Consider the following 13,667-nt stretch of genomic DNA (forward strand, 5'->3'; position numbering starts at 1 on the left):
ACCTCGGCCAGACGGCGATCGCGCCCACAGGCTGTCCGGTAATACTTGTACCGCAGCGGGTGCTTCAGATAATAGTCCTGGTGGTAGTCTTCGGCGGGGTAGAAGGTTTGGGCGGGTTCGATCGCAGTCACAATGGGGGTTTTCTGAAACTTGGCCTGGCGGCTCAGCGATTGCTTAGACTGCTCTGCTAAGGCCTGCTGCTGGTCGCCGTGGGCAAAAATTTTGGCTTGGTACTGGCTGCCTTTATCGCAAAACTGGCCTCGGTTATCTACCGGGTCCACATTTTGCCAAAAGACTTGCAGCAGCGTGTCGTAGTCTACTTTTGCAGGGTCGTAGACGACTTGGACAGCCTCTACGTGGCCAGTACTTCCAGCGGAGACTTCATAGTAGGTGGGGTCAACCTTGGTGCCGCCGGTATAGCCCGAGGTGGTAGAGATCACCCCGTCTAGCTTGTCAAAGGGGCCTTCCATGCACCAAAAGCAGCCGCCTGCAAAGGTGGCGGTAGCCAGGTCTGGATCGGTCACATTTTGGGTCGATTCGGGCATCGAGTCGGCGGTGGCGTAGAAGGGTAGGGCATCCCAAATCAGCCCCAGGGCGGCTAGCAGCAGCAGGCCCAACAGCAGTCTGCGCATCATTTGCATGGTGAGGTGTTACGTTATGTCATCTAATTATCAGCTTACGGTACCGGGCTGAGATTCTGCTGAAGGGGGTTGAGGCGCACTCTATCGCTGGGTCTGCTAAAGGCTGCAATGGTGGCACCGAGGCGACCGGCAAAATATTAATTTGCTGCCGCCATAAAACCGTTAAGTTGAAAAACTCTTTAGGTTTGACGGGTTTCTTGCAGTATTTCTGTGGCTTGAGAACTTTCTCAACCCGCTTTAATGACCACTTTGTATGATTAGGAAGTATTGCCGTCGTGGCAGCCATCCGCGTCACGGCAGTTTAGTGGGCCAGTGTTCAGTCTGCGCCAGAGGTTCAACCGCCTGTGATTTTATCGTCTCCCCCCACCATCAACCGCAGCAAGTCGCTATACGAGCAGGTTTACCACGCATTGCGCTCGGCGATCTTGACCGGTGCCCTCTCTCCCGGCGATCGCCTGGTTGAAACCCAGCTGGCCGAGTGGCTACAGGTCAGCCGTACCCCCCTGCGCGAGGCCCTGCGCCAGCTCCAGCAAGACGGCCTGGTCACCGCCGATGTTAGCGGCGGGCTGCGGGTAACCACCATTACTGCCGCTGATGCCGAAGATCTCTACGACTGCCGCCTGGCTCTGGAGGCGCTGGCAGTGGCCGGAGCCTGCACCTACGCGACGGTTGAGCAGCTTGAGGCGATCGCTGCCTGTGTAGTCAAGGCCGAGGGAGCCACGGCCAACAGCCACGGCAGCCTCTCCCACGAAAGTTTGCTCGATGTTGACTACCAGTTCCACCACTTAATTGCCGAAAGCTCGGGCAATCGGCGACTGGTAACGCTGCTCGACACGCTGTTCGATGCTATGGCCCTGCTGCGCATTCAGACCCTGCAGCAAAACCCCAGCGTGCTGGATATTCGCCTGGAGCACCGCCAGATTTATGAAGCCATTCTCACCCGTGACCCGGATGTGGCCGTAACCGCCATTACCCAGCACCTGCGCGCCAGCAAAACCCGCGTGGTCAAAGAAATTGAGGGCAGCCAGTCGGTGGCAGCGGCCAAATCCTAGTGGCCCTTAGGCACTGATCCGGCGACGGGGATCGCGGTCTGGTAGGATTTTGAGACTACTCACGCTATTCAGGAACCACCATGTCTCAATCTCCAACCACCGGAGCCGATGCCGTCGATGATGCGATCGCTCGCGGCATTGATCTCGACGGTACCCCCATTCCCGCCGCCAAGCTCGACCTCTACCACCAGGTCATGGCCAAAGAAGCCGGGCGACAGCGCAGCGGGGTGTCGAACTCGATGCGATCGCGCATCGTGCGGATTGGGGCCAAGCACTTTGACCAAGACGAGCTTAACGCCATGCTGCAAGCCGCCGATTTTGCCCCTCTCAAAGACAAAGAAATCGCCTATTTCTACGGCGGTAAGTAAGTCCACCTGTTGATTGAGTCCGCTGCCGGGTAAGGTTGGCAGCCACGGGATATCCTACACAGTAAGCGCTTGTCCACGGAGGCACCTATGACCGCCCTTTGGCCCCAGGCAACCCTCACCTACCCCAGCTCCGACGGTGAACCCGTGGCCGAAACCTACGCCCACCTCTATGCCCTGCTGATTACCCTCGAAGTGCTGCGGCAATACCTGGCTGGGCGGCGAGCCACGGTGCTGGGCAACCAGTTTCTGTACTATGCCCAGGGGTTCCCCAAGCTGCGGGTGGCCCCCGATGTGATGGTGATTTTTGAGGTCGAACCCGGCGGGCGCGATAATTACAAAATTTGGAAAGAGGGCCGGGTGCCATCGGTCATTTTTGAAATGACCTCAGCCAGCACGCGCCAGCAGGACGAGGTTGAAAAAAAGACCCTTTACGAAGGGTTAGGGGTGCAAGAATACTGGCTCTTCGACCCCAAAGGCGAATGGATTGTCGAGCAGCTCAAGGGCTATCGCCTGCGCGATGAGGGTTACGAACCGATTGTAGATAGCTGTAGTGAACCCCTGGGCCTGCGCTTGCAAATCGACGGCGGGTTGATTGCCTTCTACCGGCAGGACACAGGCGAAAAGCTGCTGATTCCTGATGAACTGGCCGTAGCCCTTAGACAAGAGGCATTGCTACGGCAACAGGCCGAACAGCGAGCGGTGGCGGCAGAGCGCGAGTTAGAAGCGTTGAAAACAAGAATGCGCGATCGCGGCATCGATCCCGATACCTTGCTCAGCTAGAACGTTACTTTGCCAAGAACAGAAACCGTCTCGACTTTCGGAAAGGCAGGCCGTGGCGTTGTAGGACTTGGTGGTGACACGTTAGCTTCGCCCAGCTCTGCACCCAATGAAGTGACCTTGGGCACCCTAAACGAGACCTTTCCTTTCGATCACAACACAACGCTATGGTGCTTCGCACATTTGGTTGCTTAGGCTCTGCACTGGTCACGGTAGCGGGGCTGGCTGGGGTCACGTGGGTGCTCAACCTGCCTTACCCCATGATTCGCTGGCCTGTAGCCAAAACGGCCCCGCTGATTTTGCTGCCCAGCTACATCAAAATGGACCACGACTATCGGCAGGCTGTGTCGCTGGTTGCCCAGGCCGACCAGCTGGTGAACCAGGCCACCTCCGCCAGCGACATCGAGCTGGGCGAAACAAAAGTTACCCTGGCTCAAGAGCATTTAGACGGGCTGCCCGTATGGTTTTTGGGCTACTATCCGACGGCCTACTGCGGGTTTGTCGGCTGTAGATGGCAGTTCACCCTAGACGAATTTGAGACTGCCCGCTCTGAGATTGGCCGCATGGAAGCCGTAGTGTTTCAGGAGCGCAACGCCCAGAACTTAATGCAAGAAGGCACCCTAGCCGTTGATGGGGCTCAGCAGGCCTTCCAAACCGCCGAGTCTGGAACAGACCGAGCGACTGCCCTAACCACCTGGCAGCGCGGTATGGATAAGCTGAATGAGATTCCGCCAGAGACCCTGGCTGGGCGGCAGTCATCCACCAAATTAGAGGCCTACGAGCGCGACTACCAGCAGGTGACGGGCAATGTCGCCGGGGGCGATCGCTCGAACACCCTCGTCGATGCCGCCAAAGCCTTTGCTTACCAGGCGGCGATCGCCGCACAAAATCCACCCCACCCTGCCGCCACTTGGGAGCGTGCGGCAGGGCTGTGGGAAACCGCGATCGCCCGCCTTGAAGACATCCCTGTTCAAGACCCTGGCTATGGTCAGGCCCAGGTTTTGCTGGCCGAATATCAGGCCAATCTCGGCATTATTCAAGAGAATGCCGCCCGAGAAGAAGCCTCTGCCCAGGCCCTAGATAGCGCCATCGAGAAAAACACCCGCATGCTGGCCCAAAACCTGGAAGGCATGGATCGCAACCAGATTGCCAGCCTAATGCAGGACATCATCAACGACCTGGAGAAGGTGCAGCCAGGCACGACCAGCCATTCTAGGGCCAGCGAAATGCTCCGGTCTGCCAATCAAAAACTGGCTCAGCTCAAGTAGCTCAAGTCGGCAAGCTAACGATGCTGCTGTCGAGGTATAGCTGTAGACAGTCTGGTTGAGACATTGCCCCTCGAACGTTCGAACGTTTGAACGTTCGAGGGGGTCTTGGTGTCCTAACCGCCGTAACTATGGCTATAAAAGCAAGCGTGTTGAACTGTTACTGATGCTCTATTGGTAGCAATGTTTACTCTAAAATCGGCAGCAGTGGTTCTGCAAGCGCGCAGCCTGGGTGTCAATAAGTGTTGCCCTTCTTTGCAAACCGCTTTGCATCTCCGGAAGCAGGCTATTTGAGGGTGTATTTAATCTCGGAACTCACCACCACAATCGCCACGCCATGCTGAAGCTCGCCAACCTGCAACTCGGCCAAAAATTTACCCTGATGCTGCTGCTCGTCTTTTTGGGCGGCATTATTGCCAGCAGCGTTGCCCTGTCCTCGGTGCTCAACTACAACGCCCAGACGCAGCTGACGACCAAAGCGCTGATGCTGATGGAAACGATGAACTCGGTGCGTGACTACACCACCAACCAGGTCAACCCAGAACTTGTCGATCGCCTCAGCACTGAATTTCTGCCCGAAACTGTGCCCGCCTATTCGGCCCGTGAGGTGTTTGAAACCTTTCGCGGCAACCCCATCTATGCCGACTTTTTTTACAAAGAAGCCACGCTCAACCCCACCAATTTAAGAGACAAAGCCGATGGCTTTGAGGCGCAGCTGGTCGAGCAGTTTAAGCAGCAGAGTACAACTCAGGAAACGAGCGGATTTCGGCGCACCCCGGCGGGCGACCTCTACTACATTGCTCGACCGATCAAAATTACCAAGGCGAGCTGTTTAGAGTGCCACAGCACCCCCGCCGCCGCCCCTGCCAGCATGATCGAGCGCTACGGCAGCAGCAATGGCTTTGGCTGGAATCTGGATGAAATTGTGGGGGCACAAATGATTTCTGTCCCCGCTGAAAAGGTGCTTAAAAGTGCGCGTCAGTCGCTGCTGCTGATTTTGGGCATTTTTGTGATTGCGTTTTCAGTGGCGATTGTGCTGGTCAATCTCTGGCTCAAGCGCTACGTGGTGCGGCCCCTCAACCGTATGGCCTTGGCGGCAGAAGCAGCCAGCATGGGCGACCCTGGTGCAGAGTTTACCGTCAACTCCAAAGACGAAGTGGGTAAGCTGGCCGAGGCCTTTAACCGCATGCAGATGAGTTTGCAGATGGCCATGCAGCGGCTGGAGCGCTACCGCGAAGGACGCCGCAATTCAGGCGATTTTACGAGCAAGTAGTTTACTCACTGTCCCTAATCCTGCGTCTAAGCCGGGATTGTGGTTTTGCGGAATAGCCGTCTCGGATGTTCAGTAATGCAGAGCGGATAGAATTGGAGACAAAGCTAGAAAGCTGGCTGAATCGCCGTTTGCGGTGGTGAAGCCTACAAAGGATGCGCTGCGGCCCCTATGACATCTTTTACTTATCAGTACGATGCGTTTATTAGCTATCGCCGTCAGGAGCCCGACAAGGCCTTTGCCCGCTGGCTGCTCAAGGAACTGAAAGCGGCGGGCTATCGAGTCGCCTTCGATGAGGTTGATTTTTCACCTCGGGCGACGTTTTTGAACGAGATGGAGCGCTGCTGCCACGGCAGTCGGCTGGTGCTGGCGGTGATCTCGCCCCGCTACTTTGAGAGCGGCAACACGGATATGGAAGCCACGATTACGACGGTGCAGGGGATGAGCGATCGCAACAACCGCTTCATTCCCCTCATCTATGAAGAGGTGCAGCGCCCAACCTGGATGTACAGCCTGGTGGGAGTCAACTTTACTGACGAAGACCCCCTGGTGCCGCCCCTGGAACGCCTGAAAGCAGCGATGGGCGAGCCCCTGTTTGGTACAGCAGCATCGGATGGGACCACTGCTGCGCCCCCGCCGCGCCCTAACCCGGTCTCAACCAATGAAAAGAGGCCAACTAGGGATTTGCAGGCACGGCTGAAGCTAATGCAAAAGCTCTCGGGGTTGCCCAACCCACAGTTTGAGCAAATCGTCTTTGCGCTACAGCCCCCTGCTGGTTCGATGCCAGGGTCATCGGCTCCGCTGGGCGATCGGGTCGCCGCGCTGCTGAACTGGGCAGAGGGCACAGGCGGCTGCGGGTTAGAGGATGTGAAATCTGTACTGGGGGCTATCCTGACCCCTTAACTATCGCTGTAGAATCGGTGCTGTGCGGTTTGGATTTGCACAACATTCATTTACTCTGGCCTGTCATCTCTCCGCTCTCAAGCCCTGTCGAAAGGCTTTTGCAGCGGTCAGCGGGTTTGGGTTCTGCAAACAGCGGGTCAGCAACCCTAGATTTAAACCCGACAAAACCTCGCTTTGCTGAATGGTTTCATAGCCAGCGGTCTCGGCAAACTGGGCCGGGGTTTCTTCGCGCTGGTGGTAGAGAAACAGGTGATCTTTTTGCCAAAACCACACCTCTCGCACCTCCAGACGGCGGTACAGCTCCAGCCGGTTGATGCTGCCGCTGGCGACGATTACCTCGATCGCCAGGTCAGGCAAGTCTTGGTCGGTACCGATGCAGTAGCTCTCATCCGGTTCGCCCCCTGCCTGCCGCTCTGGCTTCTTTAGCGTGGTCGAACCCATCGGGAAGTATTCCGTCTCGGTTTCTAAGAAATAGAGTTCCAGTAAACTGCCAAGCTGGGTTTTTCCGCTTTCGTGCTTGCGACTCGGGGCCAAGATTTCCAGCACCCCATCTAAAAAAAGCACCCGATAGGCAGACCCCTCGCCCAGATCCGCCAGTAGCGCTTCGTACTGCGCCCACGACACCCGGCTCAAGACCCGCCGCTCTTCGGGGTCATCCAGAGCTATTCGGCTGGCCAAATCGTTTAGAAAGACCATCGCACCTAAACACCATCCGCTTTCGATATCAGTCTTGCGTATTGTGCTGAGTTCGACACCAAAACGTCTTGGCAGAGCATAGGCGATCGCAGCGTTCGCCGTCCAAATAGTCTATCTGCTACCCCTAAATCGATGGCGACCTTGCACCAGCACAACCACCAGCGTAGCGCAGACAAAGACAGGCAGCGAAACCCGCAGACCTGCCGCGATCGACGTGTAGAGACGAGGTGACGGCAGGCATGAGACCACATTTGGATTTAGATCGCCACAGACCAAAACCTTCAAAATTGAGTTGCCTAACCTGGGGGAGAGCAGTGCAAACAAAGCAACCGTCGCCCAACCCCATTTCTGAGCCGAAAAGCACCCGTAAAGCCAGTACCTTAGCTTGTCTAGCCGCGCGTCGTTTGCAGGCTGAGAATCTATTGAATCGGGCCGATGGGCTACAGATCTAGAGCCGTACCAGTGAGCCAACTGCTGGCCAGTGAGCCCGCCTGCCCACCCGGCGATAGCCGATGCCAATACAGAGCTAAAGCCAATCAGAACGGCTGAGACTGGGGTCATTGCTGTGTCAGAAAAATACCAGGGTCCAAAGACAATTACGCCTCCCCAGGCGGCAAGAGCGCTGACGACTGTAACCACTACGCGATAGCGATATCTATTTCGCAAGGGATAAAAGAACAGGCACGTCACAGTACTCGTCAGCAGCCCGTTCACCAGTCCCAAGCCAAACCCTAATCCAGCACCGACTATACCTGTCCAAATAAAAAAGAGAAACGTACTGCCAAACAGCACTCCCAGCCCAGCGCCAGCGATTAGGCCAATGGCAGCACTACGCAAAACAAAACTTTTGATCAAATCGAGCCGTGAGATTGCGCTGCCACCCTTTGGGCTAAGTTCACGATTGGCCACTGCGATACTTCCTTGCTGCACTAGATACAGTTGTTGGGTAGGCCACAGCACGCGATGCCCCTACTGCATTTGCCGGCAAAACTCTTCGGCCTTTTTAGCATCGGGAATTTCGGCAGCCAGACGGGCCACTAGCTCCTGGGGCGCAAGATGGGGAAAATCGGCTAGGGTGTCGTCGATTAGATAGTTGGCCATCGGGCCAATGCAGCGGGTTAGGGTTTGCCGACAGCGACTGAGAAATTCGGGGCTGGGCCGTTCTTCGCTAATGGGCAGGGTTGATTCTGCAAACTGAGCTGAGTCTGGCTCGGGAAAATCTTGGGAATCAGCGTCTGAGCTGATATGGCTGCCTACGGCAACCTGAAGACGACTGACAAAATCGGTCGCTTGCCGTCCATTGGAAAGCTGGTTGGCCAAAATATCGACAAATTCCTCTGGGGTGGCCTGGGGGTATTGGTCAATCATTTCTTCGACAATCACGCTGGCCATCGGGCCAATGCAGCGGGCCAGCTCATGGCGGCAGGTTTCTATAAATGAGGGATCGTGCAGTTCTGAGGCGGTGCTTAGATCGGCGGCGGTGGGAGACTCTGACCGATTGACGGCCTGCGCCCAGCTTGGCTCAACGACTAAAGGAGAGCTGGGGGCAACGGCGGTGGCCAGCGGCGTTAACCGCTGCACTACGTCAGCAGCGCTCTGAAAGCGGGCTTTCGGTTTTTGCTGCACGAGCTGGGTGAGAATTTCTGCCAGGGCCGGGCTGAGGCTAGCGTAAGACTGCCAGCGCCACTCCAGAGAATCCTGATCGATGAGATCGCGGGGGTAGCGGCCCGTCAGCAGCACGATCGCGGTTACCCCCAGCGCATAGAGATCGCTGCACGGAAAGCACTGGCCCAGCTGAATTTGCTCGGGCGGCGAGTAGCCAAATTTGCCCACCATCGTCGCGGGCTGGGCCTCGTCAGGAGAGTTTGCTTCACCTGATAGCAGCGTACCGATGGCGTCGCTGACCAGGCCAAAGTCGATTAGCACTGGCAGGTTGCGATCGCGGCAGTACATGATGTTGTCGGGCGAAATATCGCGGTGCACAATGTTCAACCCGTGGAGGTAGTCGAGCACCAGCAGCATCTGCATCAACCACTGGATCACTTCGGCTTCAGAAAAAGAGCTGTCTTGCTGGCGACGCTGCTTGATTAGCTGCGAATAGGGTACGCCGTCAATATATTCCTGCACAATGAACAGGCGATTGCGCTGGGTAAAGCAGGCCAAAAACTTGGGCACCTGGGGATGGTTAAGCTGGTACAGGGTTTTGGCTTCTCGCTTAAATAAATCCAGCGCCTTTTGCAGATTGTTGGCCGTTTTTTTGGTGGGAAAAAACTCTTTCAGCACGCAGGCTTCGCCAAAGCGTTGGGAGTCTTCGACCAGGTACGATCGGCCAAAGCCGCCCTGGCCCAGCACCCGCTGCACAATGTAGCGACCGCCAATTTTGCTGCCTGGAACGACTACTTTGCGATCGCCCGCTAGTTCCAGACCAGGCTCAGGGGTATTCTCATCCGCAGGCTCTGGACTTGCCTCATGACTCGCCCTGGGCAGTGCGTGAACGTGGTAAGCCGGTACCAGTTCCTGAATATTTTTGAGCTGTAGCGGCCCGGCATAGGTGGCATCTAAATCGAGCCGCGACTTGACCACGTCGTAGACAATTTTTGAAATGCAAAGCCCGCTGGGATGGGCTTCGGTTTGCAGACGGGCGGCAATATTGACCCCGTTGCCCATGACATCCGATTGGCTAAAAAAGACATCGCCCAAGTGAATGCCAATTCGGTGCAGCAGCGCCAGTTCACCATCGGTACTGGTATTGATGCGAGCTAGCTCTCTCTGAATTTCTAGCCCGCAGCTGACGGCCTGCACGGCGCTGGCAAAATACATCAGCAGACCATCGCCGGTCGATTTCAGCACCTTGCCTTCAAACTGCTCGCAGAGTGTTTCCATCAGCGCCTGATCGCGCTGGAGCTGGGAGAGGGTTAGTTCTTCGCGTACCGACATGCGGGCGCTAAAGCCCACCGCATCGGTCAGCATAATCGCAGCTAGGGTGCGATGTCCGTGGGTCACACTCATCGGCTCCAAGGGTTACTAAAAAGGGTTACTAAAGACGCTGAAATAGCCAGCGGGCGGCAACCTAGTTCCGCTAACTACAAGTTAATTTCACCCAATATGCAGCAGTTTCCTGACGTATTCCCTGATGGCTGGCGATGCAGTAGCGAACACCCTTGATTTCCTGACATTGGCCCCCATCACGGTGGCCAATCGAGCTGGTTCAGAAAAAAGCTATAGGCTTGATTCTAGCCTACCGATTGTTCCTTCGCGGTTCAACCGCTCACTAACATCTGCTGCTTTTAGAGCTGCCCTGCATTCACTCAAGGCCGTCTGTTGAAATGGTCAGCACCGCTGGCTGCTCCTTGACCCGGGCTTCCAGAGGGCGCACTTTTTCGACCAGGGCAATCAGCTGGCTGAGGTCGGGCGGCGCGGCGTTAGGAATGTAGCCCGCATCAGACGTGACGGCCGAGGAAGCGTTCTGCATGGCCTGCTCGATATACTGCTGCTGATTGCGATCGACCCTGGGGCTAATCAAAACCGCGCCGGGAGGGACCGCGCGGCTGGCGTGCAAGGTGCGAAACGCGCCGTCCTCAAACCCTCTGCGGTACTGCTGAAAGTCGTCCTCTGACAGGGCTCCAGCCGCGACCCGGCCATCGGCGACCCACTCCAGCGCCGTGGCTGGCGTGGAGGCGAACTCAACTTTCTCCAGGGTGAGGCCGTAGAGGTCGTAGAGCGGCAGGTAATAGCCCGTGGCTGACCCTGGTTCGCCCAGGGCGATCGCCTCATTGGCCAAATCACCCAGGGTTTGAAACGGGCTATCGTCGCGCACCACCAGCACCGACTTCTGGTTTGGGGTGCCCAGAGTGGGAAAAATGGGCAGGTAATTGGCTTCGGCGATCGCGATCGCAGCCAGCCCCGAGGGCGCAAACACCAGCGACCAGTTAGCCGCTCGCACCTGCTCAACCGCGCGAATTTCGTTGAACACCGGCTCTAGCTCTACCACCGCCTTGAGCTGTTCGGCCAGGTAGGTCTGAAAGCGCTCGTATTTCTCCAGCGAGCTAGCGCCGTCGTCGTAGCTGACCAGCCCGATGGTGAGCCGCATGGGTTGCTCAGAGACGGTGCCTCCACCACAGCCGATCGCCTGGAGCAGCAGCCCCGCTATCAGGCCTACTAGACAGAGTTTGAAAAATCGGCGCAATCGACTCATGGTTTCCACAAATAGGGCGATCGAGGGGTTTGGGTAGACCTCTTAAACCCGTGTTTGCAGCTTAGAACGACGGCTCAGACAATCTAGATCTTCTTCGTATTCTGTGACGTTTCGCGGCGGGGGGTGATGGCTGGAAGGGGGCGATCGCCCTAGCCAAAATAGTCAGGCTCGTTGCCCGGTGCCCACTTGATGTTGCAGCCAATGCTAGGTTTTTGGTGACCGGGCATAGCCTCGGCGGCCAGTACGGCATTGAGGGCAGCGCGCAGGTCTTGGCCAGTGACGGGCACATCGTTGCCGGGGCGGCTGTCGTCAAGCTGGCCCCGGTAAGCGAGGGTTTTGGCCTGGTCAAACACAAAGAAATCGGGGGGTACAGGCGGCGGTGTAGGCCTTGGCTACCTCCTGGGTTTCATCAAAGCAGTAGGGAAAGGTAAAGCCAACCGACTCAGCCTGGGCCTTGAGGTGCTCGGGGCCATCCTGAGGATGGGTTTGCACGCTGTTGGCGCTGATGGCGACAATGCCCACGCCCTGGGGGCCGTAGTCTTTGCCAATGCGGGCCAGCTCCTGCTCCACATGCTTAACAAACGGGCAATGGCGACAGATAAACATCACCAGCAGGGCCGGGGCATCGGCGAATGTGCCCAAATTAATGATTTCGCCGCTAACCACATCGGTCAGCTCAAAGTGGGGGGCGGCGGTGCCCAGGGGTAGCATGGTAGATTCCACCATAGCCATGGGTTGAGTCTCCAGGGTGAAGGTTTATCGTGTCTCTATCGTACTGAATCGTATTGGGGAATCTGGCTATGACCGCCGCCGAGTTGACCGCCATTCGCAACTACCTGGCCATTTCGCCCACTCTGGCGACGGCAGGCCAGCCCACCGCCGAGCAGTTTGAGGCCCTGGCCCAGGCGGGCTATACGGTTGTTGTTAACCTGGCCCTCTCAACCTCTGACCATGCGATCGCCAACGAGGCGGAAGTGGTCAAAAGTCTGGGTATGAAGCACTTTCACATCCCGGTGGTGTGGGAAGCGCCGACCCTGACCGATTTAGAGATTTTTTTTAAGGTGATGGAGCGCAACCGCGACTACAAAACCCTGGTTCATTGCGCTCTGAATATGCGGGTTTCTGCCTTTGTCTACCTCTACCGGGTGCTGCACAAGGGGGTAGATGAACCCGTGGCTCGCGCCGACCTGCACCAGATCTGGCAGCCCAACCCCACCTGGCAAGCCTTCATCGACGAGATGCTTGCTCAGCAGGCAAAGAACGTCTAATTTCTCTGAATCGCGTACACCCCCGATGCCAAATAGGTAACTCACGTAGGGGCAAACGGTGTTTGCCCAGCCTAATCGGGGGCAGCCAGAGTGGACTCAGTCAAAATAAGCCATCGCTTTTTCGGTGGACGGCAGCGGCGCTGGTTAATCACAATGGCCCTATGAATTGGGGCATTACCCATGCAAATGACCTTGAGCTTTGTCCCCTCCCAAACCGAAATGGAGGCGGCTTTTTACCGCAAAGATGGCAGCTACGACGGCTTATTCTTTGTGGCGGTACGCACCACCGGCATTTTTTGTCGGCCCTCGTGCTCGTCGTGCCCCAAGCGCGAAAATGTTGAGTTTTTTCTGTCGCTGCGGGAGGCGGTGCTGGCCGGGTATCGCCCCTGCAAGCGCTGCCGCCCCGAGGCCAGTGTAGAGCAGCCGCCCCCGTGGGTCAGCCAGCTAATGGAGCGGGTTGAGGTTCAGGCGGGACAAAAGCTTTCGCCCCAGGATTGGCATGAGTTGGGGGTTACCCCGGAGCGGGCGCGGCGGTGGTTTAAAGATCACTACGGCATGACCTTTGCTGACTGGTGCCGATCGCGGCGGCTGGCCGGGGCCTTTACTCAAATTCGCGAGGGTGAACCGCTAGATGACGTGGTGTTTGCTCACGGCTACGACTCCTACAGCGGCTTCCGGGAGGCCTTTACCAAAACCTTTGGGGTACCGCCGGGCCAGGCCGAGACCCAGCGCTACATTGCGGTAGAACTGATCGAAACGCCGCTGGGGCTGATGGTGGCCGGGGCGGTGGACGAAGGGCTGTGCCTGCTGGAATACTGCGATCGCCGCAGTCTGGAGCGCCACTACACCACCCTGCGCCAGCGGTTCGACAGTGCGGTATTGCCGGTCAGCCATCCCCACCTCGATACCTTGAGAACCGAGCTGGGAGAGTACTTCGCTGGGGAGCGCACTACCTTTACTGTACCCCTGGCTCTCCAGGGCACCCCATTTCAGACGACGGTTTGGGAAGAACTGCAGCGCATTCCCCACGGTGAGACGATCGCCTACGACGAGCTGGCCCGCCGCATTGGCCAGCCCACGGCGATGCGGGCGGTGGCGCGGGCCAATGGCACCAACCGAATTAGCATTGTGGTGCCCTGCCACCGGGTGATTGGCAAAGATGGCTCGCTGACGGGCTACGGGGGTGGGCTGTGGCGCAAACGGCTGCTGCTGGAGCTTGAGCGGACGGGGAA

General features: G+C 57.3%; 13 protein-coding genes and 1 pseudogene. 8 read left to right on the forward strand and 6 right to left on the reverse strand.

Going from position 1 to position 13,667, the window contains the following annotated elements; all coding sequences use genetic code 11:
- Nucleotides 1–635, reverse strand: a 635-nt coding sequence (msrA, locus tag IQ273_RS21605; RefSeq protein ID WP_397198396.1) for a peptide-methionine (S)-S-oxide reductase MsrA, incomplete at its 3' end; no start/stop codon positions are given.
- Nucleotides 636–985: 350 nt separating this feature from the next.
- On the opposite strand from msrA, the gene IQ273_RS21610 reads away from it, so the two are divergent.
- From IQ273_RS21610 to IQ273_RS21635, 6 genes are all read left to right on the forward strand, one after another.
- Nucleotides 986–1,693: a GntR family transcriptional regulator gene (locus IQ273_RS21610; RefSeq protein ID WP_194025232.1), complete on the forward strand. Its 708-nt coding sequence runs from the start codon at nt 986–988 to the stop codon at nt 1,691–1,693.
- Between the two features lie 80 nt (nt 1,694–1,773).
- Nucleotides 1,774–2,061 carry a DUF4090 family protein gene (locus IQ273_RS21615; protein ID WP_194025233.1) on the forward strand — a complete coding sequence of 96 codons (288 nt, stop codon included), beginning with the start codon at nt 1,774–1,776 and terminating at the stop codon, nt 2,059–2,061.
- An 87-nt stretch (nt 2,062–2,148) separates the two neighbouring features.
- Entirely contained in the window at nt 2,149–2,841 is a 693-nt protein-coding gene (locus IQ273_RS21620; RefSeq protein ID WP_194025234.1) for a Uma2 family endonuclease, read from the forward strand.
- A gap of 164 nt (nt 2,842–3,005) precedes the next feature.
- The gene (locus IQ273_RS21625) at nt 3,006–4,106 is read left to right on the forward strand and encodes a hypothetical protein (protein ID WP_194025235.1); all 1,101 of its coding nucleotides are present in this window, start codon (nt 3,006–3,008) and stop codon (nt 4,104–4,106) included.
- 334 nt (nt 4,107–4,440) lie between these two features.
- Nucleotides 4,441–5,376, forward strand: coding sequence for a DUF3365 domain-containing protein (locus IQ273_RS21630; RefSeq protein ID WP_194025236.1), 936 nt, complete (start codon nt 4,441–4,443; stop codon nt 5,374–5,376).
- Nucleotides 5,377–5,544: 168 nt separating this feature from the next.
- Nucleotides 5,545–6,276 (forward strand): toll/interleukin-1 receptor domain-containing protein, encoded by a 732-nt coding sequence (locus IQ273_RS21635; RefSeq protein ID WP_194025237.1) that lies wholly within the window; start codon nt 5,545–5,547, stop codon nt 6,274–6,276.
- Between the two features lie 63 nt (nt 6,277–6,339).
- Here IQ273_RS21635 and IQ273_RS21640 read toward each other — a convergent pair whose 3' ends face one another.
- The 5 genes and pseudogenes from IQ273_RS21640 to IQ273_RS21660 form a co-directional block, all read right to left on the reverse strand.
- On the reverse strand, nt 6,340–6,972 hold the full coding sequence (locus IQ273_RS21640) for a Uma2 family endonuclease (protein WP_194025238.1): 633 nt from the start codon (nt 6,970–6,972) through the stop codon (nt 6,340–6,342).
- Between the two features lie 111 nt (nt 6,973–7,083).
- Complete coding sequence (locus IQ273_RS33875) at nt 7,084–7,881, reverse strand: hypothetical protein (protein WP_228053536.1); 798 nt, start codon at nt 7,879–7,881, stop codon at nt 7,084–7,086.
- 60 nt (nt 7,882–7,941) lie between these two features.
- Nucleotides 7,942–9,975 (reverse strand): protein kinase domain-containing protein, encoded by a 2,034-nt coding sequence (locus IQ273_RS21650; RefSeq protein ID WP_194025240.1) that lies wholly within the window; start codon nt 9,973–9,975, stop codon nt 7,942–7,944.
- 301 nt (nt 9,976–10,276) lie between these two features.
- A complete protein-coding gene (locus tag IQ273_RS21655; RefSeq protein ID WP_194025241.1) occupies nt 10,277–11,167 on the reverse strand; it encodes a phosphate/phosphite/phosphonate ABC transporter substrate-binding protein in 891 nt (296 codons plus the stop codon).
- Nucleotides 11,168–11,316: 149 nt separating this feature from the next.
- A pseudogene (locus IQ273_RS21660) lies at nt 11,317–11,899 on the reverse strand (thioredoxin family protein).
- A 68-nt stretch (nt 11,900–11,967) separates the two neighbouring features.
- Between IQ273_RS21660 and IQ273_RS21665 the strand changes: the two are divergent.
- The gene (locus IQ273_RS21665) at nt 11,968–12,435 is read left to right on the forward strand and encodes a protein tyrosine phosphatase family protein (RefSeq protein WP_194025242.1); all 468 of its coding nucleotides are present in this window, start codon (nt 11,968–11,970) and stop codon (nt 12,433–12,435) included.
- 180 nt (nt 12,436–12,615) lie between these two features.
- Nucleotides 12,616–13,667, forward strand: a 1,052-nt coding sequence (locus tag IQ273_RS34930; protein ID WP_278000578.1) for a bifunctional transcriptional activator/DNA repair enzyme AdaA, incomplete at its 3' end; no start/stop codon positions are given.

Origin of the sequence: Nodosilinea sp. LEGE 07298, assembly GCF_015207265.1 — a bacterium.
Lineage (GTDB): Bacteria > Cyanobacteriota > Cyanobacteriia > Phormidesmidales > Phormidesmidaceae > Nodosilinea.

Excerpts from the sequence above, each read along its gene's own strand:
- IQ273_RS21640 (WP_194025238.1), bottom strand. The coding sequence starts at position 6,972 with ATGGTCTTTCTAAACGATTTGGCCAGCCGAATAGCTCTGGATGACCCC.
- IQ273_RS21655 (WP_194025241.1), bottom strand. The coding sequence starts at position 11,167 with ATGAGTCGATTGCGCCGATTTTTCAAACTCTGTCTAGTAGGCCTGATA.
- IQ273_RS21630 (WP_194025236.1), top strand. The coding sequence starts at position 4,441 with ATGCTGAAGCTCGCCAACCTGCAACTCGGCCAAAAATTTACCCTGATG.
- IQ273_RS21620 (WP_194025234.1), top strand. The coding sequence starts at position 2,149 with ATGACCGCCCTTTGGCCCCAGGCAACCCTCACCTACCCCAGCTCCGAC.
- IQ273_RS21625 (WP_194025235.1), top strand. The coding sequence starts at position 3,006 with ATGGTGCTTCGCACATTTGGTTGCTTAGGCTCTGCACTGGTCACGGTA.
- IQ273_RS21635 (WP_194025237.1), top strand. The coding sequence starts at position 5,545 with ATGACATCTTTTACTTATCAGTACGATGCGTTTATTAGCTATCGCCGT.
- IQ273_RS21615 (WP_194025233.1), top strand. The coding sequence starts at position 1,774 with ATGTCTCAATCTCCAACCACCGGAGCCGATGCCGTCGATGATGCGATC.
- IQ273_RS21665 (WP_194025242.1), top strand. The coding sequence starts at position 11,968 with ATGACCGCCGCCGAGTTGACCGCCATTCGCAACTACCTGGCCATTTCG.